Here is a 20,625-nt window from a genome sequence, read left to right as displayed (position 1 = left end):
CAGTTGCAGCCCGTCAGTCATTCGAGATTGTGGAACGACCGTTCGTTAATGGGAACCTCGGGCATCGCGGCTTCACGGTCGGGCCGGTCGAATCCGCCGTAATTGCGTCGTAACCCTTCGAGTAGTTCGACCGGCACCTTAAGGTCTGTGAACGCCAGCGACCAAAGCTCCGCGGCGCCGGTAATCGAATACGCCCACGGCCGGTACCTGAGCTCCCAAGCGCTCAGCTCTGGGTCGTCGTCGGGAAGGTTGGACCACCACGCCGCGAGGTCGCGTTCCCCGAATATTCCCCACCGGCCTGACGGACCGAACATCACCCAGGTATCACCGAACGCGACGCCAGTATCTGCGGTCCGTAGCGCCTCGAAAGCCTCCGTTGCCGCGTCCGCTGAAATGGTGAACCCAGCGCGAGGCTGCCCTGTCGTACTGCGGAGAGAGCCCGGTGCGTAGCGAGGAACGAGGAGATTGACCTCGGTGTCGTGATGTAGTCGAGCAAAGTCTCGGATGGGAGCCCACCCCCGGTACTCGACATCGGTCCAGCGCAGCGAACCCAACGGATGCTGTAAAACCTGCTCGGGAAACTCCCGACCAAGCTGCAGGACGGCGCCCGCCTGCGAACTCAGAATGGCAAGCTCGGCACTGGTCGCGTAACCCGCGGGCCGGCCGTCGCTCATGTTCCATAAGGTACCGGGTGGTGCGGTCGTCGCGCAGGCGGCCTGACCTGGCAACGATGCGTTCTCGTCGTCGGTGTAATCCGCGATTGAGTGCTCGCCGATAATGCACATTATGTCAGTATCGATGAAACGCGCCCGCTGCACCAGCGCGCGGTTCGCGTCAGAGACCCTCCCCGTCGCGGGCGTCTCGCACCACGCCGAGGATGGCCGGGACGAGACTCGGCCACGTGCGCGGCGGAGGTGGCTCGTGGCCGACGTCTGTCAGCACGATCAGCGGCGCGTCGATCGCCTCGGCCAGAGCTTCGCCGTGCGCGAGCGGACAGGTCGAATCAGCCGACCCGTGCACGACGACGGACGGCAGCGAGGTCAAAGCGGACCCATCGACGTCGCCCGACACGGTCGTCGACATGAGCACGAGGCCGACGATGCGATCAGGATGCTGCGCGGCGAGGCGCTGCGCGACGACGCCGCCCGACGACACGCCGAGCACGACGACATGGGCGGCGCCGAAGGCATCCGTCACCGCGAGTGCATCAGCTGTGCGATCGGCGTCCGGGGACGCGTGTCTACCGCTGAGCGCAGTCGCCGACTCCCCCGTGTCGCGCGGATCGAACCGCACCACTCGCACCCCGGCATCCACCAGCTCCGCGCAGAAGGCGTCCGGCCACCAGTGGCTCGCACGGCGAGAGCCGCCCAGGAGCACGACGGCCGGATCCGCGGTCGGCTCCCCCGCGGCCTGCGCCGTGATCGTTGCTCCCCTGACCGCGACGCTCCGGGTCGACCAGGCGACGGGAAAGTCGTATCCGGTCATCCCCACACGCTACTCGGCGTCGCGCACACGCCCTCACTCGCGTCCGCGCGAGAACTGAGGGCGTTCACCGTCGAACCGAAAAGCTGACGCCTGACCGAACCCGTTGCGACAGGATGGACCGATGGCGACCGTCCCCGCTCCCCTCGTGCCCATCGTCCTTCGGATGCTGCGCGCGAACCGCACCTTCGTCACCGCCGACGGGGCGAGACGACGCGTCCGGCAGCGTGAGCTGCGGCCCTCCGCCTACGGGCCTCCCCCGCGCTTGCGAGCCGACCTGCGGGTCGAGGTCGAACACGTCGACTGGCCGGTCTACACGGTCGCCCCGCGCGACCGCGAGCCGTCCGGCGGCGTGGTCTACGTGCACGGTGGCGGGTGGGTCAACGAGATCGTCGCACAGCACTGGCAGCTCATCGCCCAGCTCGCGGCGGAGTCGGGCGTCGCCGTCACTGTTCCCATCTACCCGCTCGTCCCCTTCGGGACGGCCTCGACCGCTCATGATGGCGTCGTCGCCCTCGTGAAACGGAGCGTCTCGCGGTACGGAACGACGATGCTCGCCGGCGATTCCGCCGGCGGGCAGATCGCGCTGTCGGCGGCGCAGACGCTGCGCGATGCGGGCGTCGCGGTGGCCGGCAGCATCCTGATCTCCCCCGCGCTCGACCTCACCTGGAGCAACCCCCGCATCCCCGAGGTGCAGCCGAGCGACCCGTGGCTGGCGACACCGGGTGGACGAGTGCTCGCCGACCTCTGGCGCGGCGACCGCGCGCTGACCGACCCGGTGGTGAGTCCGCTCTTCGGAGAGATGAGGGGGCTCGCTCCGATCACGCTGTTCACCGGCACGCGTGACGTGCTCAATCCCGACGCGCATCTGCTGGTGGATGCCGCGACCGCGGCCGGCGTCGACATCGATCTGCACGAGGCGCAGGGCCACGTGCACGTCTATCCCCTGCTGCCCACGAGGCTCGGTGTCCAGGTCCGCGCGAAGATCATCGATGTCGTCCGCCGAGCGGTGGCGCAGCGCGGCAGTCAGCCGACATAGCGTCGGCAAGCCGCCGCGCGCGGTCCAGGATCGGTGCCTACGCCTCTCCCCGAGACCGACCCGCAGAAGTCGGGTCTGCGCGGGGCGCGGCGTCCTGCTTCGCCGGGTGCTGCCCCGCGACACCGAGAAAGCGCACGAAGAGCGAGATCCACCCGAAGATCAGCACGAAGACCACGGTCTCGACGCCGGTGAGCGAGAACGAACCGGTGGCGAAGGCCAGACCGGATGCGACGACCGCGGCGAGGATCGTCCACGACCAGACGAAGTAGCTGCGCGGCATCCTGACGAAGAGCGTGGAGACGATCCGCGGCGAGCGGAGTGAGGCGAGCACGCCGCCCGAGACCGGTGCCGTCATGTCGTGGGCGACGTACACCGCGAACGTGGTCACGAGAAAGCCGCCGACTCCGACGCGGCGCGTCGGGAAGCGACGGCAACCGTGGGCACCACGCGAACCCGAAGGGGGTGGCCGCCCACGCGCGCGACCGGAGCGACCGTCGGCCGGACCCCTTAGAGAGTGTCGTCGGAACGCGTGGTCTGGCGGGTGACGCGCTCCCCCGCTGTCGGATCGACGGCGGTGCGGGTGACGGTATCCGTCTGACGGCGACGCACCATGAGGATGATGCCGATGAGGAAGACGAGCGCGCCGGCACCCATGAGGATGTAGCCGATCATGTCGAGGTTGACTCCCGGCACGTCGACGTTGACGGCGAACGCGAGGATGGCGCCGATGACAAACAGCGCGATTCCGGCTCCGATGCTCATGACAGCTCTCCTCTCGAGGCGGCACGTGCCGCACTCCGACACGATGACAGGGCGGAGGCCGTAGCGCTGAGGGCTTGACACGGGCCGGATGCTGCGGATCCACCCGTGGGCCCACGGGTCAGACATCGCAATCGGCCGATACATCGCGCCTGGCGGGTTGTCTCAGCCGATAGGGATGTCTTACGTTCTTCGAGCGCCTCGCGGCGGTTGCGTGTCGGAGGTTCGCTCTACCCTGGCGACCATGACCCGGATCGTCTACAACACCGCCACCACTCTGAACGGGTTCCTCGCCGATGACGCCGACTCGCTCGGCTGGCTGTTCGCCGTGCCGGGAGCCCCCGAGGCCGCCGACGACTTCGCGGGATTCCTCGCCGGGGTCGGGGCCTTCGTCATGGGAGCGACGACATACGAATGGGTGTGGGCGAACGACGAGGCGGAGAACCCCGGCTCGTGGGCGGCGACGTACGGATCGCTTCCGTGCTTCGTGGTGACCCATCGTCAGTTCCGCACCCCGGAGGGCGCCGACGTCACCTTCGTGCACGGACCCGTGGCCGAGTGGGTCGAGGCAGTCGTCGCCGCGGCCGCAGGGAAAGACGTCTGGATCGTCGGCGGCGGCGACCTCGTCGGTCAGTTCGCCGATGTCGACCGTCTTGACGAGGTGCGCGTCTCGGTCGCCCCGGTCGTATTACCGTCGGGGAGGCCGCTGCTTCCCCGGCGCCTCGAGGCCGACCGGCTCCGTCTCGAGCAGGTGCGTCAGCGGGGGCAGTTCGCCGAGCTCGTATACCGGGTCAACCCGCGGGGGTGAGTTCAACCCAGTCGGCGAACTTGGCCTGACGGCCATCGCCCGACGACCGCCCGGTCAGTCGTCGTCGTACCCACGGAGCCACGTGCTCGCGGTAGTACGCGGCGCCGCGCGGCACCACCACCCCGTCGCGGGTGGGAAGCGACCACCACTCGGCCGGAGGGGTGTAGCCGAGCGCATCGATGACGCGGGCGGCGACACGGTGGTGGCCTCGCTCGTTCATGTGCAGCCGATCGGGCGACCAATACGACTCCTGCGACAACTCCCTATCTGGCCAGTTGAGAGCCCGGACGATGTCCGAGCGATCTGACACTCGCGCGAGCACCGCGTCCGAGAGCAGGTCGCCACGGCGCTGGACGACCCGGCCGAGAGGCAGATGGAACGACGGGTTCGCCCCGGAGAGAAAGATGAGCTGCACGCCGGCCTCGTCGCACCGGTCTCTGACACGCGAGAACAGGTCGGCGATGCGCTCCATATCGGCCCGCGGCCGGAGCATGTCGTTTCCGCCGCCGTTGAACGACAGGTGGGTCGGTCCGAGGGCGAGTGCCGGCTCCAGCTGCTCTTCGACGATCGGCCCGGCAAGTTTGCCGCGGATCGCGAGGTTGGCGTACGAGATCGGCTCCCCCGCCGCATCCGCCCACCCCTGAGCCGCGAGATCGGCCCACCCGCGGACGGTGCCGTCGGGGAGCTCGTCGCCCACGCCCTCGGTGAAGGAGTCGCCGATGGCGACGAAGCGAACGGAGGCCACGTGTTCAGCCTAGGCGCGTCAGCGGTCGTCGAGTGCGCGGCCACGGTGGTCTGCGACGCCGAACGATGCCACCACCGCCACCGTGAAGAATGCGGCGAAGACCACGAAGAGGAGCGGCGCGCCACCCCAGGCGAGAAGCGGGGGCACCGACAGGGGCGCGAGGATCGACGCGATCCTCCCGATGCCGGCGGCCCAGCCCGATCCGGTGGCGCGCAGCGACGTGGGATACGTCTCGGGAGAGACGGCATAGAGCGCTCCCCAGGCACCCAGGTTGAAGAACGACAGGGCCATGCCCGCGGCGATCACCGAGACCTCGCCGGTCGCCGTCCCGAACAGCACGGCTGACACGGCGGAGCCGGCGAGGAAGACAGCGAGCGTCGCGCGGCGCCCCCACACCTCGATCAGCCAGGCGGCCACGGCATAACCGGGCAGCTGGGCGAGCGTGATGATGAGCGTGAACCCGAACGACCTCACCAGGTCGTAGCCCTGCGACACCAGGATGGTGGGAATCCAGATGAACGCGCCGTAGTACGAGAAGTTCACGCAGAACCAGAGCACCCACAGGCTCGCGGTGCGCAGCCGGAACTCCGGGGTCCACAGCGCCGCCAGACGTCCCCCGGCGTCTTTCGCCGCGGCGGGCGTCGTGTCGGACAGCGGCGGTGCGGACGGCAGGCGACCGGCAGACCGCTGCAGATCGGCCACGATGGCCGCCGCTTCGGTCGCCCGCCCGCGGCGGGCCAGCCACCGCGGTGACTCGGGAAGACCCCAGCGCACGATCAGCGCGTAGACGGCCGGGATCGCGCCCAGCGCGAAGGCCCAGCGCCACCCGTCGGGTGACGTGGGGATGACGAAGAAGCCGATCAGCGCGGCGGCGGTCCATCCCACGGCCCAGAACGCCTCGAGGATGACGATGACACGTCCGCGGATGCGAGCGGGAGCGAACTCGCTGACGTAGGTGGAGGCGACCGGCAGCTCGGCGCCGAGGCCCAGGCCGACGAAGAATCGCAGCACCAGCAGAGCGACGAGCCCGCCGACCAGCGCGCTGGCTCCGGTTGCGACGCCGTAGACGACGAGTGTGAGAGCGAACACCTGGCGCCGACCGAAGCGGTCGGCCAAGAGACCGCCCACGCTGGCGCCGATGGCCATGCCGACGAAGCCGATCGACGCGATCCACGCCGTCTCCCCCGGCTGCAGGCTCCACTGCACCGCGAGGGTGGCGATGATGAACGAGATGAGCCCGACGTCCATCGCGTCGAGGGCCCAACCGAGACCCGATCCGCTGAGGATCTTCAGATGCCGACGGGTGAAAGGAAGGTCGTCGAGCTGCTCCGAGATGGTCGCAGCGGTGGACGGCGGGGCGTCGCTCATGGACACAGCGTAAGAGTCGTCGGGCTCAGTCGGACGCCAGCATGTCGCGAACGAGCGGGAGCACCCGGGTGCCGTAGAGCTCGATGCTCGACATGAGCTTGGAGTGGGCGAGCGATCCGCTCGCGAACTTCATCTGGAACCGCGATGCGCCGATCGTTCGGACCGTGTCTGCGATCTTGCGCGCGACGGTCTCGGGCGATCCGACGTACAGAGCCCCCTCCGGGCCGACATCGTGCTGGAAGCGGAGCCGGTTGTACGTCGGCCACCCGCGCTCGGCGCCGATGACGTTGTTCAGCTCGGCGACGCCCTCGTACGCTTCATCCCAGGCCTGCTGGTCGGTCTCGGCGATGTGGCCCGGTGAGTGGATCGAGATCGGAAGGGTGGGCCGCTCGAACGACTCCAGAGAGCGTCGGTAGAGGTCGGCGAAGGGCGCGAACCGGTGGGACGGGCCGCCGATGATCGCCAGCACCAGCCCGAAGCCGTAACGCGCGGCTCGGACGACCGACTCGGGCGAACCGCCGACCCCGACCCAGGCGGTGAGCCCGTTCTCGGTCTTCGGGTACACGTCGGCTGCGTCGAGCGGCGCACGCGTCGTTCCCGACCACGTCAGCGGCTTCTCATGCAGGAGCTGCGAGAACAGGTCGAGCTTCTCCTCGAAGAGCACTTCGTAGTCGCGCAGGTCGTACCCGAAGAGCGGGAACGACTCGATGAACGAGCCCCGGCCGAGGATGACCTCGGCGCGACCGTTCGAGACGGCATCGAGCGTGGCGAACCGCTCGTACACGCGCACCGGGTCGTCCGACGACAGCACGGTCACCGCGGTGCCGAGGTGGATCGACGTCGTCCGGGCAGCGGCCGCCGCCAGAACGATCTCGGGGCTCGTCACCGCGAAGTCCTTGCGGTGGTGCTCCCCCACGCCGAAGAACGACAGTCCCACCTGGTCGGCGAGCACCGCCTGCTCGACGACGTTCCGAATCGTCTGCGCGTCGCTCTGAAGAGCCCCGTCGTCACCCCGCGAGATGTCGCCGAACGTATCGAGCCCGAGTTGCACTGCGTCCATGCCAAGCCTCTTTTCTATTCGCCTGAATGAACCTATCGTGCCCGCGGGCTATTCCCGCTCCGCGTCAGTTCTTGAGCGCGCTGCGGAGGGTGTCGAGTCCGACGCCTCCGATGTCGAGCGCGCGCTTGTGGAAGTCCTTGATGTCGAAGGCGTCCCCGCGCCGGTCGCGGTCTTCGTCACGTGCCTGCTCCCAGATGCGCTGCCCGACCTTGTATGACGGCGCCTGGCCCGGCCATCCGAGATAGCGATTGACCTCGAACTGCACGAACTCGTCGGACATGTTGACGTTGCGCCGCATGAAGTCGAGCGCGTAGTCGTGGTCCCACACGCCGTCGCCCGACAGGCGCGGCTTCTCGAGGTGTACGCCGATGTCGAGAACGACACGCGCTGCCCGCATGCGCTGTCCGTCGAGCATGCCGAGTCGGTCGGCGGGGTCGTCGAGGAACCCGAGCTGCTCCATGAGCCTCTCGGCGTACAGCGCCCACCCTTCGGCGTGACCCGACGTGCCGGCCAGGAGTCGGCGCCAGGAGTTCAGCTGCGCACGGTTATAGACCGCCTGCGCGATCTGCAGGTGGTGTCCGGGAACGCCCTCGTGGTACACGGTCGTGAGCTCGCGCCACGTGTCGAAGTCGTCGACCCCCTCGGGGACCGACCACCACATACGCCCCGGACGCGAGAAGTCGTCGGTCGGGCCGGTGTAGTAGATGCCGCCCTCGCGCGTCGGGGCGATCATGCACTCCAGCCGACGGATGGGCTCGGGGATGTCGAAGTGGGTCGCGCCCAGTTCGGCGACGGCGCGGTCGCTCGTCTCCTGCATCCACTTCTGCAGCTCTTCGGTGCCGTGGAGCTTGCGTGCCGGGTCGTTCTCGAGGAACGCCACGGCCTCCTCGACGGTGGCGCCGGGGAGGATCTCGTTCGCGATGGACTCCTGCTCGGCGACCATGCGGGCGAGTTCTTCAACGCCCCACTCGTAGGTCTCGTCGAGGTCGATCGTGGCGCCGAGGAAGCGACGGGAGTGCAGCGGGTACACCTCGCGTCCGACGGCGTCCTTCTCGGTCGCGACGGGGGCGAGTTCGGCCGTGAGGAAGCGGCCCAGCGCGTCGTAGGCGACACGCGCCGCATTCGCGCTGTCGGCGAGATCCCGGGCGAGCGAGGCCGGGAGCTGCCCGGACTCGGGGGCGGCGTCACCGGCGAACTCGGTGAAAAAGCCGCTGTCGGAGGTGTAGCGGGCGATCTGCGTCGCTACCTCGACGACCTGGCGCCGGGCGGGCACCACGCCCTGCGCGATGCCCTCCTTGAGCGTCTCGACGTAGCCTTCGATCGCCGACGGCAGCGCTCGCATGCGCGTGGCCACCACCGACCAGTCGTCGACGGTCGCCGTCGGCATGAGGTCGAACACCTGACGGATGTCTTGCGCGGGAGAGGCGATGACGTTCAGGTCGCGCAGGTGCCACTGCGCGTCGTCGAGTTCGACGTCGAGCTTCAGCTCGCGCAGCAGGTCTTCCTGGGTGACCGCGTCGATCGCGTCGACGGGCTGAGCGCTCTCGAGCTTCGAGATCGTGTCGCGGACGGCACTGATGTACTGTGCGTGGCCGTCGGGCGAGTAGTCGCCGTAACGGTCGTTGAACTCGGATCGGCCGATGTACGTCGCGGTCGTGGGCGAGATCTCGGCCAGAGTGTCGACCCAGGCGTCTGCGATCGCGTCGATCGGTGTGGAGGTACGAGGAGCGTCGGTCATCATTCGAGCCTAGTGACCTGCCTCGTCCCAATCACCCCCGCGCCCGATCTGTACGTCGAGCGGCACGGAGAGCGTCGCGGCGTCGCCCATGCGGGCGCGGACGATCTCTTCTGTCTGCTGCCACTCCCCCGCGGCCACTTCGACCACGAGCTCGTCGTGGATCTGGAGCAGCACGCGGGAACGCATACCGGCGGCGACCAGATCGTCGTGGATGTGGAAGAGCGCGATCTTCATGATGTCGGCGGCGCTCCCCTGGATGGGGGCGTTGAGGGCCGCGCGTTCGGCGTTCTCGCGGAGCACCCGGTTGGGACTCGTCAGGTCGGGGAACGGGCGGCGGCGGCCGAAGATCGTCTCGGTGTACCCGTCGATGCGGGCCTGCTCCACCGAGGAGCGGAGGTAGTCGCGCACGGCACCGAACCTCGCGAAGTACTCCATCATGAGCTGTTTCGCCTCGCTCTGCTCGATGCGCAGCTGCTTCGAGAGTCCGAACGCCGACAGCCCGTAGACGAGCCCGTACGACATCGCCTTGACCTTCGTTCGCATCGGTGCGGTCACCTCTTCGGGCGTCACGCCGAAGACCCGTGCGCCGACGAAACGGTGGAGGTCCTCGCCCGAGTTGAACGCCTCGATGAGGCCGGGGTCGCCCGACAGGTGCGCCATGATCCGCATCTCGATCTGCGAGTAGTCGGCGGTGAGAAGGGTCTCGTACCCCTCGCCGACCTCGAACGCGGCACGGATGCGGCGGCTCTCCTCATTGCGGATCGGGATGTTCTGAAGGTTCGGGTCGGTGCTCGACAGGCGCCCGGTCTGGCTGCCGGTCTGCACGTAGGTGGTGTGGATGCGACCGCCGTCGTCGATCGCGACGTCGAGGGAGTCGATGATCTGCCGCAGCTTCGTGGCTTCGCGGTGCTGGAGGAGCAGATCGAGGAACGCATGCGGATGGGAGTCCTGCAGGTCGGCCAGCACCGCGGCATCCGTCGAGTAACCCGTCTTCGTCTTGCGGGTCTTCGGCAGTTGCAGCTCTTCGAACAGAACCTCCTGCAGCTGCTTCGGCGAGCCGAGGTTCACCTCGTGCCCGATCGCCGCATAGGCCTGCTCGGCGAGACGGTCGGCGCGCGACCCCAACTCGGCGGAGAACGACGAGAGCTTGTCGTGCGACACCGCGACGCCGGCCAGCTCCATGGCCGCGAGCGTACGAAGGGTGGGCAGCTCGATGGTGTCGAACACCTGCCGCACGCTGTCGGGCAGTTCGGCGGCCAGCGCTTCGGCGACCCGGAGCGTGAACCACGAGACCTGCCCCGGCGTTGCGCCCTCGGTCTCGGGTACGAGCTGGGTCGGGTCTGCCTCGGGAAGCTTCTCGCCGAGGTAGCGGTCGACGAGGTCGGCGAGCGTTTTGTCGGGGAAGCTCGGGCGCCGCAGCCAACCGGCGAGGATGACGTCGAAGACGAGCCCGCCGACGTCGAGACCGGCTCGCGAGAGGGCCTTCACCTGAGGCTTGGCGTCGGCGAACACCTTCGGCGAGGAGGAGGCGAGCCAGGGTGCGATGGCCGTCGACAGCTCGGGGGTCCACTCCCCCTCGGCCGCAGCATCCGTCGTCGCGAGTCCGAGGCGCGTCGGCTGCCCGCCGGCGACGACCACGGTGACCGCGACCTGTCCCTCGGCAGACCCGGCCCAGGCGGCCAGTGCCGCGGCGTCGAGCTCGGGCGAGGCGGGTGCCTCGGCGGTGGGCGCGTCGGCGCTGCTTCCCGACGACTGGTCTACCCCCGCCGCCTCGAACACGCGTGGCAACAGGGTGCGGAACTCGAGTCGCGCGAAGATGTCGCGGACGGCCTGGGCATCGATGGGCCGTACGGCGAGATCGGCGGGAGCCAGGGGAAGCTCGACGTCGGTGAGGAGACGGTTCAGGCGCCGGTTGCGCCGCACGTCGTCGAGGTGCTCGCGCAGGTTGTTGCCGACGACGCCCGTCACCTTGTCGGCGTTCTCGAGCAGCGCGTCGAGCGAGCCGTACTGGGTCAGCCACTTCACGGCGGTCTTCTCGCCGACCTTGGGCACGCCCGGCAGGTTGTCGCTCGTCTCGCCGACGAGAGCGGCGATCTCGGGGTACTGGGCCGGTGGCAGTCCATACTTCTCGACGACGGCAGTCGGGTCGTAGCGCTTCAACTGCGAGACGCCCTGAACGTTCGGATAGAGCAGGGTGACGTCGTCGGTGACGAGCTGGATGGTGTCGCGATCGCCCGAGCAGACCAGCACGTGGAAGCCCTCGGCGGCGCCCTGCGTCGCGAGCGTGGCGAGGATGTCGTCGGCCTCGAAGTCTTCTTTCTGGATGACGGGGATACTCATCGCCGCCAGACAGTCTTGGAGGATCGGGATCTGCCCCTTGAACTCGGACGGCGTCTCGGAGCGGTTGGCCTTGTACTCGGTGTACTCGCGGGTGCGGAACGACTGCCGGGAGGTGTCGAAGGCCACAGCGAGATGCGTGGGCTGCTCGGCCTTGATCAGGTTCACGAGCATCGACAGGAATCCGTAGATGCCGTTCGTGTGCTGGCCGTCCTTCGTCGAGAAATTGTCGACGGGGAGGGCGTAGAACGCCCGATATGCCAACGAATGGCCGTCGACGACGAGAAGGGTAGGCTTTCCGGAGTCCGTCACTCGTCAATGCTAACGAGGCCCGACGACACTCATCCGTCACCGAGCGAAGGCGACCATGACCGAGACCGTTTCCGACTCCTCCGCCGGTCTCGAATGGGTGCGGGGGCGCGGAATGGGCTCCCTCGCCGAGAAGATGGGCTTCGAGTGGGTCGAGTTCACGGTGGAACGAGCGGTCGCCACCATGCCCGTCGAGGGCAATACCCAGCCGGTCGGCCTGCTCCACGGGGGCGCGTACGTCGTGCTCGGCGAGTCGCTGGGGTCGATGGCCGCGAACCTCTACGCCGGTCCGGGCAGGCTCGCTGTCGGCGTGGACATCAACGCCACCCACACGCGATCAGCCACCTCGGGCATCGTGACGGGAGTGTGTACGCCGATCCACCTCGGTCGTTCGATCACGGTCCACGAGATCGTCGTGACCGACGAGCAGGGACGACGCTGCTCGACGGTCCGCATCACGAACCACATCAAGGACGCACCGCAGAAATGAAGAACGGATGCTGGTTCTCAGCATCCGTTCTTGTGAGGCTCTGGCGAGGCCGCGCTACTTCTTCGGCGCGAGCTGCTCGATGATGGCCTTGGCCACGTCCTGCATCGTGAGGCGTCGGTCCATGGACGCTTTCTGGATCCAGCGGAACGCCTCGGGCTCGGTGAGGCCCATCTTCTCGTTCAGCAGACCCTTGGCGCGGTCGACGAGCTTGCGCGTCTCGAAGCGCTCGACCATGTCGGCGACCTCGGCCTCGAGCGTGATGATCTGGTCGTAGCGGGCCAGGGCGATCTCGATCGCCGGGAGCAGATCGTTGGGCGTGAAGGGCTTCACGACGTAGGCGAGGGCACCCGCCTCGCTGGCGCGCTCGACGAGCTCCTTCTGGCTGAACGCCGTCAACAGCACCACCGGGGCGATGTGGTTCTTGCTCAGCCGCTCCGCGGCACTGATGCCGTCGAGCTGCGGCATCTTGACGTCCATGATGACGAGGTCGGGGCGCAGTTCGGTGGCGAGCTGCACCGCGGTCTCGCCGTCGCCCGCCTCGCCGACGACGTCGAAGCCGTTGTCACGCAGGATCTCGACGATGTCGAGGCGGATGAGCGACTCATCCTCCGCGACCACGACACGGCGGGGGGCGGATGCCACGGGCGCGGTGCCCGGATCTAGGTCAGTCACGTATTCATCCTAAGACAGGGGGTCGGCATACCCGCCGATACCCGGGGTGGGGGAAAGGAGCCAGGAACCGAATTCACGGATGATGGACTTCTCACTGGAGTGCCGGTGGTGGGATTCGAACCCACACGCCCTTTCGGACAGAGCATTTTGAGTGCCCCGCGTCTGCCGTTCCGCCACACCGGCGAGCACTTCAGCATCCGAACCATATCGCACGGGCGTCCGAGAACCCCGGACGCCCGTGCGAAGGATCAGGCTTCGCGCTGGTAGATGGGCGCTGCGCCGTGGACGGCGTCGCCGATCTTGTGTACGCGCAGGTCGTTGGTCGACCCCGCGATTCCGGGAGGGGAACCGGAGATGACGATGACCTTGTCGCCGACCTTCGCGAGGTCGTTGGACAGGAAGTAGTCGTCGACCTGCAGGAACATCATGTCGGTGTGCTCGACGTGCTCGACCAGGGTCGATCGCACGCCCCAGGTGAGGGCGAGACGGCGACGGATGCCCGGCTCGGGCGTGAACGCGATCATCGGGATGGGAGAGCGCAGGCGCGACATACGGCGCGCGGAGTCGCCCGACTCGGTGAAGATGCAGAGGTACTTCGCTTCGACGAACTCGGCGACCTCGATCGCGGCGAGCGTGATGGCCCCGCCCTGGGTGCGCGGCTTGGTCGTCAGACGCGCGATGCGGTCCAGACCGTGCTCTTCGGTGGAGGCGACGATCCGAGCCATCGTCTCGACGACGCCGACCGGATACTGTCCGACGCTGGTCTCGCCCGAGAGCATGACGGCGTCGGCACCGTCGAGGACGGCGTTGGCGACGTCGCTGGTCTCGGCGCGGGTGGGCACGGGGTTCGTGATCATCGACTCGAGCATCTGCGTCGCGACGATGACGGGCTTCGCCATGCGGCGGGCAAGCTCCACCGCGCGCTTCTGAACGATCGGCACCGCTTCGAGCGGCAGCTCGACGCCGAGGTCGCCGCGGGCGACCATGATGCCGTCGAACGCGTCGATGATGGCCTCGAGGTTGTCGACCGCCTGCGGCTTCTCGATCTTGGCGATGACGGGAACCGTGCGGTTCTCTTCGGCCATGATCACGTGAACGCGCTCGATGTCGGACGCATCCCGGACGAACGAGAGCGCGATGAGGTCGGCGCCGGTACGCAGACCCCAGCGGAGGTCGTCCTCGTCCTTCTCCGACAGCGCGGGCACGTTGACGGCCACGCCCGGGAGGTTGATGCCCTTGTTGTTCGAGACCGGTCCGCCGACGATGACCTCGGTCGTCACGGTCACGCCGTCGGTCTCAATGACCTGGACGCGCACCTTGCCGTCATCGATCAGGAGGTAGTCGCCGGGCTTCACGTCCTGCGGCAGGCCCTTGAAGGTCGTCGACACGATCTCCTTGGTACCGACGATGTCTTCGACGGTGATCTTGAAGATGTCACCGGCGGCGAGCTCGTGCGGGCCGTCGGAGAAGCGACCGAGGCGGATCTTCGGCCCCTGCAGGTCGACGAGGATCGCGACCGGCTTGCCGGCGTCGTCGGCAGCCCGACGCACATTCGCGTAGTTGCCCTCGTGCACGGAGTAGTCGCCGTGGCTGAGGTTCAGACGGGCGACGTCGACACCCGCGTCGATGATCGCGCGAACGCTCTCATAGGTCGATGTGGCGGGTCCTAGCGTTGCGACGATCTTGGCGCGTCTCATCGGTATTTTTCTCCGAAAGATGGGGGTCGGGTGGAAGGCCTCGGCCAGCCTACGCGGGCAGAAGGCCGATCGCGACATCGGACGGACGCACTGGCGCGGGAAGCTCGGTGGAACCCATCAGGAACCGGTCGACCTCGGCGGCCGCGGCGCGCCCCTCGGCGATGGCCCACACGATGAGCGACTGTCCCCGACCGGCATCGCCGGCGACGAAGACGCCCGGTGCCGTGGTCGCGTAGGTCGAGTCGCGCTCGACGGCTCCGCGTCCGGTGAACTGCGCACCGAGCTGGTCTTCGAGCTGCGTGCGCTCGGGACCGGTGAAGCCCATCGCGATGAGGATGAGGTCGGCGGGGATCTCGCGCTCGGTGCCGCTCTTGGGGATGCGGCGGCCGTCGACGTACTCGGTCTCGGCCACGCGGAGCGCGCGCACCTCGCCCGAGGCGTTGCCGAGGAACTCGACGGTCGAGGCGAGGAACATCCGCTCGCCGCCCTCCTCGTGCGCGGAGGTCATCTCGAACAGCGTCGGCGTCATGGGCCAGGGATGCGTCTCGGGGCGCTCCTCGGGGGGCTGCTTGCCGATCGCGAGGTTGGTGACGCTGAGTGCGCCCTGGCGGTGGGCGGTGCCGATGCAGTCGGCGCCGGTGTCGCCGCCGCCGATGACGACGACGTGCTTGCCCTCCGCCGAGATCTGGTGCGGCACCTGGTCGCCCGCGACGGCCTTGTTCGACTCGACGAGGTACTCCATGGCGAAGTGGACGCCGTCGAGGTCGCGTCCGGGGATCGGCAGGTCGCGCGGCAGAGTGGCACCCGTTGCCATCACGACGGCGTCGTAGCGGGCGCGCAGGGCGTCCCAGGTGATGTCTTTGCCGATCTCGACGCCCGCGCGGAAGCGGGTGCCCTCGTCCTGCATCTGGCGCAGGCGCCCCTCGAGGTGGCGCTTCTCCATCTTGAAGTCGGGGATGCCGTAGCGCAGCAGGCCGCCGATGCGGTCGTCGCGCTCGTAGACCGCCACGGTGTGGCCCGCACGGGTGAGCTGCTGTGCGGCGGCGAGTCCGGCGGGACCGGAGCCGACGACGGCCACCGTCTTGCCGGTCAGGCGTCCCGGGGGCTCGGGCTCGACCCAGCCGTTCGAGAACGCCTCGTCGATGATCGAGACCTCGATCTGCTTGATCGTCACGGCCGGCTGGTTGATGCCCAGCACGCACGAGCTCTCGCACGGGGCGGGGCACAGGCGTCCGGTGAACTCGGGGAAGTTGTTGGTCGCGTGCAGGCGTTCGATCGCCGAGCGGCCCTCCCCCCGCCACGTGAGGTCGTTCCACTCCGGGATGAGGTTGCCCAGCGGGCAGCCCTTGTGGCAGAACGGGATGCCGCAGTCCATGCAGCGACCCGCCTGACGCCGGAGCACGGCGGAATCGCCCGGCTCGTAGACCTCTTTGTAGTCCATGATGCGCACGGGAATGGGGCGCCGAGCGGGCACCTCACGGTCCGTGACCTTCAGAAAACCTTTCGGGTCAGCCACCCGTCACCTCCAGAATGCGGCTCCAGACCACGTCTCCGTCGGGGTCGAGCCCCTCGTCGACGGCGGTCTGACGCGTCTGCAGCACCGCGGCGTAGTCGCGCGGCACCACACGGACGAAATTGGCGAGCTCTGCCTCGAAGTCGTCGAGCAGCTCGCCCGCGAGGGTCGAACCCGTTTCAGCTCGGTGCTGCTCGAGCAGGTCGCGCAGCATCTCGGCGTCGCCCGAACCGAGGGGTCCGAGTTCGAGCTCGCCGGAGGCGAGAGCCTCGCGGTTCACGAGGGCCTCGTCGAGCTTGTAGATGTAGGCCGTTCCGCCCGACATGCCCGCGCCGAGGTTTCGGCCGGTCGCGCCGAGGATCACGGCCAAACCGCCCGTCATGTACTCGAGCGCGTGGTCGCCCACGCCCTCGACGACGGCCGTCGCGCCGGAGTTGCGGACGAAGAACCGCTCCCCCACCACGCCGTTGAGGAACATCCACCCCTGCGTCGCGCCGTACCCGATGACGTTGCCGGCGATGACGTTCTCGGATGCGGCGAACGCCGAATCGCGCGGCGGCCGGATCACGATCTGCCCGCCCGAGAGCCCCTTGCCGACGTAGTCGTTCGAGTCGCCCTCGAGGCGGAGCGTGATGCCGGAGGGCATGAACGCTCCGAACGACTGGCCCGCGGAGCCGGTGAGGCGCACCTCGATGGATCCGGAGGGCAGCCCGTTCTCGCCGTGGGCGCGCGTGACCCGGTGGCCCAGCATGGTTCCGACGGCTCGCTCGGTGTTGCGGATCGGCAGGTCGATCTCGACGTGACCGCCGTGGGCGATCACGTCCTGCGCGCGCTCGATGAGCTGCACGTCGAAGTGTTCCTCCAGCTCGTGGTTCTGCTCCCGGCCGTGGCGGCGGGGAACGTCGTCCGCGAAGCGGGGGCCCTCGAGGATCGGCGCGAGGTCGAGACCGCTCGCCTTCCAGTGGTCGAGGGCGCCGTTGACGTCGAGGAGCTCGGCGTGGCCGATGGCCTCGTCGAGCGAGCGGAATCCGAGCTCGGCGAGGTACTCGCGCACCTCCTCGGCGATGAACTCCATGAAGTTCACGACGAACTCCGGCTTACCGGTGAAGCGCGACCGCAGGACGGGATTCTGCGTGGCGACGCCGACCGGGCAGGTGTCGAGGTGGCAGACGCGCATCATGATGCAGCCAGAGACGACGAGCGGGGCGGTCGCGAACCCGAACTCCTCGGCGCCGAGGAGGGCGCCGACGATCACGTCACGACCGGTCTTCAGCTGACCGTCGACCTGGACGACCACGCGGTCGCGCATGCCGTTGAGCATGAGCGTCTGCTGCGTCTCGGCCAGACCCAGCTCCCAGGGCGTGCCGGCGTGCTTGAGCGAGTTCAGCGGGCTCGCGCCCGTGCCGCCGTCCTGGCCCGAGACGAGGATCACGTCGCTGAGCGCCTTGGCGACGCCCGCGGCGACCGCACCGATGCCCGACTGGCTGACGAGCTTCGTGTGGATACGCGCCTCGGGGTTGGCCCGCTTCAGGTCGAAGATGAGCTGCTTGAGGTCTTCGATCGAGTAGATGTCGTGGTGCGGAGGGGGCGAGATGAGCCCGACGCCCGCGGTCGCGTGACGCGTGCGCGCCACCCAGGGGTAGACCTTCGTCGGGGGTAACTGACCGCCCTCGCCGGGCTTCGCGCCCTGGGCGAGCTTGATCTGGATGTCCTCGGCCTGGGTGAGATACAGGCTGGTCACACCGAATCGGCCCGAGGCGACCTGCTTGATGGCGCTGCGGCGAACCGGGTCGAGCAGGCGGTCGACGTCTTCGCCGCCCTCTCCGGTGTTGGACTTCGCGCCGATGCTGTTCATCGCCACGGCGAGGGTCTCGTGCGCCTCCTGGGAGATCGAGCCGTAGCTCATCGCTCCGGTGGAGAAGCGCTTCACGATCGCCGACACCGGTTCGACCTGGTCGAGCGGCACGGGAGGGCGCACCCCCTGACGGAGCCCGAACATGCCGCGCAGCGTCTTCAGCTCCTGGGCCTGGTCGTCGATGAGCTTGGTGTACTCGCGGAAGATGTCGTAGCGCCGCTCGCGCGTGGCGTGCTGCAGACGGAAGACCGTGTCGGGGTTGAACAGGTGCGGCTCGCCGTCACGCCGCCACTGGTACTCGCCGCCGGTCCACAGACGCTCGTGCGCGCGCACGGCGGCGTCCTCGGGGTAGGCGTAGGCGTGACGCGCGGCGTTCTCGGCCGCGATGACGTCGATGCCGATTCCGCCGAGCTTCGTCTCGGTGCCCGTGAAGTAGGCGTCGACGAGCTCCTGCGACAGACCGATCGCCTCGAAGACCTGCGCTCCCGCGTAGGAGGACACCGTCGAGATGCCCATCTTCGACATGATCTTCAGCACGCCCTTGCCGAGGCCGTAGATCAGGTTCTTGACGGCCTTCTGCGGGGTGACGTCGGTGATGCGGCCGGCGCGCACGAGGTACTCGACGGTCTCCATCGCGAGGTACGGGTTGACCGCGGAGGCGCCGTAGCCGATGAGCGTCGCGACGTGATGCACCTCGCGGACGTCGCCCGCCTCGACGACGAGGCCCACCTTCATGCGGGTCTCGTTGCGGATGAGGTGGTGATGCACGGCCGCGAGCATGAGCAGCGACGGGATCGGCGCGAGGTCTTTGTTCGAGTCGCGGTCGCTGAGCACGATGAACTCGGCGCCGTCCTCGATCGCGTGGTCGACCTCGCGGCACATCTGCGCGAGGCGCTTCTGCATGCCCTTGTGGCCGGCCTCGACGCGGTAGAGGCCGCGGATCGTCACCGAGGAGCGCCCGGGAAGGGCGGTGTCGATGTGCTGGATCTTCGCGAGCTCGTCGTTGTCGATCACCGGGAAGTCGAGCGTCACGGTGCGGGTGTGGTCGGCGCCCCACTGCAGGAGGTTGCGCTCGGGGCCCAACCCGAGTGCGAGCGAGGTGACGACCTCTTCGCGGATCGAGTCCAGCGGCGGGTTCGTGACCTGCGCGAACTGCTGCGTGAAGTAGTCGAAGAGAAGACGGGGTCGCTCGCTGAGTACCGCGACGGGGGTGTCGCTGCCCATCGCGCCGAGCGGCTCGGCGCCCTTCTGACCCATCGGGGTCAGGAGGATGCGCACTTCCTCCTCGGTGTACCCGAAGGTGCGCTGACGACGGGTGATCGAGGCGATCGGGTGCACGATGTGCTCGCGCTCGGGCAGCTCCGACAGGCGCACGCGCCCGGCGTCGAGCCACTCCTGCCACGGCTCCTGTGCGGCGAGCTGCGCCTTGATCTCCGAGTCGTCGACGATGCGACCCTGCGCGGTGTCGACCAGGAACATGCGTCCGGGGCGCAGGCGGCCGCGGCTCTTGATGCGCTCGGGTGCGAAGTCGAGCACGCCCGTCTCGCTGCCGATCACGACGAGACCGTCGGTCGTCTCGGTCCAGCGACCGGGGCGCAGGCCGTTGCGGTCGAGCGTGGCTCCGACGAGCGTGCCATCGGTGAAGATCAGCGCGGCCGGGCCGTCCCAGGGCTCCATCTGCATCGAGTGGTAGTCGTAGAAGGCGCGCAGGTCGGGCGCGATGGTCGCCTGCTTCTCGTACGCCTCGGGGACCATCATCATGACCGCGTGCGGAAGGCTGCGACCGGTGAGGGTGAGCAGCTCGAGCACCTCGTCGAACGAGGCCGAGTCGCTGGCGCCGTCGGTGCAGATGGGCAGGAGAGGCCGGATGTCGCCGAGCAGCTCCGACTCGAGCTGCGACTGACGCGCGCGCATCCAGTTGCGGTTGCCCTTGACGGTGTTGATCTCGCCGTTGTGGGCGAGCATGCGCAGCGGCTGAGCGAGCGGCCACGACGGGAAGGTGTTGGTCGAGTACCGCGAGTGGACGACGGCGAGCTCCGATACGAACCGCTCGTCCTGGAGGTCGGGGTAGAACGGCTCGAGCTGCAGCGTCGTGACCATGCCCTTGTAACCGAGGGTGCGGCTGGACAGCGACACGAAGTAGGCGCTGAGCTCGATGGTCGCGCGCTTGCGCAGCCGGTAGACCCGACGGTCGAGCTCGATGCCCGACAGGGCCGCGGCGTCGCCGACGGCCGGGCGGGAGACGAACAGCTGCTCGAAGGCCGGGCGTGCCTCGTAGGCGAGCTTGCCGAGGTGCTCGTCATCGGTGGGCACGTCGCGCCACCCGAGCACGACGAGGTTCTCTGCCGCTGCGATTCGTTCGATACCCGCCTTCATCTCGGCGCGGGCCTCGGACTCGATCGGCAGGAAGATCATGCCGGCCGCGTACTCCCCCATCGGAGGCAGCTCGAAGTCGACGACGGCACGCAGGAAAGCGTCCGGCATCTGCGTCAGGATGCCCGCCCCGTCGCCGGTGCCGGCGTCGGAGCCGATCGCACCGCGGTGCTCGAGATTGCGCAGCGCCGTCAGCGCCAGCTCGACGATGTCGTGGCCGGCTTCGCCGCGGAGCGTCGCGACCATGGCCAGACCGCACGCGTCTTTCTCGAAGGCTGGGTTGTACATCCCCTGCTTTGCGGGGAACGCGCCGCCGACGGCGGCGGCGGAACGGGAGCTCGAAGGCATACCTGCCGTCCTCACGTTGATTCTCAGGATGG

The 20,625-nt window shown here is 68.4% G+C and carries 16 protein-coding genes and 1 tRNA gene; 3 read left to right on the top strand and 14 right to left on the bottom strand.

Annotated elements, in window-relative coordinates:
- Positions 1-17: 17 nt before the first annotated feature.
- On the bottom strand, positions 18-785 hold the full coding sequence (locus DEA06_RS04190; protein WP_116646646.1) for a hypothetical protein: 768 nt from the start codon (positions 783-785) through the stop codon (positions 18-20).
- 49 nt (positions 786-834) lie between these two features.
- Positions 835-1,485, bottom strand: a complete 651-nt coding sequence (locus tag DEA06_RS04185) for an alpha/beta fold hydrolase (RefSeq protein WP_116646645.1) — start codon at positions 1,483-1,485, stop codon at positions 835-837.
- A 121-nt stretch (positions 1,486-1,606) separates the two neighbouring features.
- Between DEA06_RS04185 and DEA06_RS04180 the strand changes: the two genes are divergently transcribed.
- On the top strand, positions 1,607-2,521 hold the full coding sequence (locus tag DEA06_RS04180) for an alpha/beta hydrolase fold domain-containing protein (RefSeq protein ID WP_116646644.1): 915 nt from the start codon (positions 1,607-1,609) through the stop codon (positions 2,519-2,521).
- A 37-nt stretch (positions 2,522-2,558) separates the two neighbouring features.
- On the opposite strand, the gene DEA06_RS04175 is transcribed toward DEA06_RS04180, so the two are convergent.
- Entirely contained in the window at positions 2,559-2,909 is a 351-nt protein-coding gene (locus DEA06_RS04175) for a hypothetical protein (protein WP_116646643.1), read from the bottom strand.
- A 119-nt stretch (positions 2,910-3,028) separates the two neighbouring features.
- The gene (locus DEA06_RS04170) at positions 3,029-3,283 is read right to left on the bottom strand and encodes a DUF6458 family protein (RefSeq protein ID WP_116646642.1); all 255 of its coding nucleotides are present in this window, start codon (positions 3,281-3,283) and stop codon (positions 3,029-3,031) included.
- 241 nt (positions 3,284-3,524) lie between these two features.
- Between DEA06_RS04170 and DEA06_RS04165 the strand changes: the two genes are divergently transcribed.
- Positions 3,525-4,088 (top strand): dihydrofolate reductase family protein, encoded by a 564-nt coding sequence (locus tag DEA06_RS04165; protein WP_116646641.1) that lies wholly within the window; start codon positions 3,525-3,527, stop codon positions 4,086-4,088.
- Here DEA06_RS04165 and DEA06_RS04160 read toward each other — a convergent pair.
- The 5 genes from DEA06_RS04160 to polA all read right to left on the bottom strand — a co-directional run bounded on the left by DEA06_RS04160 (position 4,072) and on the right by polA (position 11,648).
- A complete protein-coding gene (locus DEA06_RS04160) occupies positions 4,072-4,833 on the bottom strand; it encodes an SGNH/GDSL hydrolase family protein (RefSeq protein ID WP_116646640.1) in 762 nt (253 codons plus the stop codon). The genes DEA06_RS04165 and DEA06_RS04160 overlap by 17 nt on opposite strands.
- 18 nt (positions 4,834-4,851) lie before the next feature.
- Positions 4,852-6,201: an MFS transporter gene (locus DEA06_RS04155; protein WP_116646639.1), complete on the bottom strand. Its 1,350-nt coding sequence runs from the start codon at positions 6,199-6,201 to the stop codon at positions 4,852-4,854.
- A 25-nt stretch (positions 6,202-6,226) separates the two neighbouring features.
- Positions 6,227-7,261, bottom strand: a complete 1,035-nt coding sequence (locus DEA06_RS04150; protein WP_116646638.1) for an LLM class flavin-dependent oxidoreductase — start codon at positions 7,259-7,261, stop codon at positions 6,227-6,229.
- Between the two features lie 64 nt (positions 7,262-7,325).
- A complete protein-coding gene (locus DEA06_RS04145; protein ID WP_116646832.1) occupies positions 7,326-8,999 on the bottom strand; it encodes a DUF885 domain-containing protein in 1,674 nt (557 codons plus the stop codon).
- Between the two features lie 9 nt (positions 9,000-9,008).
- Positions 9,009-11,648 carry a DNA polymerase I gene (gene polA, locus DEA06_RS04140; RefSeq protein ID WP_116646637.1) on the bottom strand — a complete coding sequence of 880 codons (2,640 nt, stop codon included), beginning with the start codon at positions 11,646-11,648 and terminating at the stop codon, positions 9,009-9,011.
- Between the two features lie 55 nt (positions 11,649-11,703).
- Between polA and DEA06_RS04135 the strand changes: the two genes are divergently transcribed.
- The gene (locus DEA06_RS04135) at positions 11,704-12,135 is read left to right on the top strand and encodes a hotdog fold thioesterase (RefSeq protein WP_116646636.1); all 432 of its coding nucleotides are present in this window, start codon (positions 11,704-11,706) and stop codon (positions 12,133-12,135) included.
- Between the two features lie 54 nt (positions 12,136-12,189).
- Here DEA06_RS04135 and DEA06_RS04130 read toward each other — a convergent pair whose 3' ends face one another.
- The 5 genes from DEA06_RS04130 to gltB form a co-directional block, all read right to left on the bottom strand.
- On the bottom strand, positions 12,190-12,807 hold the full coding sequence (locus tag DEA06_RS04130; RefSeq protein WP_116646635.1) for a response regulator: 618 nt from the start codon (positions 12,805-12,807) through the stop codon (positions 12,190-12,192).
- 100 nt (positions 12,808-12,907) lie between these two features.
- Positions 12,908-12,990, bottom strand: a tRNA-Leu gene (locus DEA06_RS04125).
- Between the two features lie 65 nt (positions 12,991-13,055).
- Positions 13,056-14,504: a pyruvate kinase gene (pyk, locus tag DEA06_RS04120; protein ID WP_116646634.1), complete on the bottom strand. Its 1,449-nt coding sequence runs from the start codon at positions 14,502-14,504 to the stop codon at positions 13,056-13,058.
- A 49-nt stretch (positions 14,505-14,553) separates the two neighbouring features.
- On the bottom strand, positions 14,554-16,020 hold the full coding sequence (locus DEA06_RS04115; protein WP_116646633.1) for a glutamate synthase subunit beta: 1,467 nt from the start codon (positions 16,018-16,020) through the stop codon (positions 14,554-14,556).
- Positions 16,013-20,593, bottom strand: a complete 4,581-nt coding sequence (gene gltB / locus DEA06_RS04110; protein ID WP_116646632.1) for a glutamate synthase large subunit — start codon at positions 20,591-20,593, stop codon at positions 16,013-16,015. Before gltB ends, DEA06_RS04115 begins: the two co-directional genes overlap by 8 nt.
- Positions 20,594-20,625: the final 32 nt, after the last annotated feature.

Origin of the sequence: Microbacterium sp. Gd 4-13 (assembly GCF_003095395.1) — a bacterium.
In the GTDB taxonomy this organism is placed as follows: Bacteria; Actinomycetota; Actinomycetes; order Actinomycetales; family Microbacteriaceae; genus Microbacterium.
Note: the sequence above shows the minus strand (reverse complement) of the source record. Positions and strands in the feature narration are given on the sequence as shown.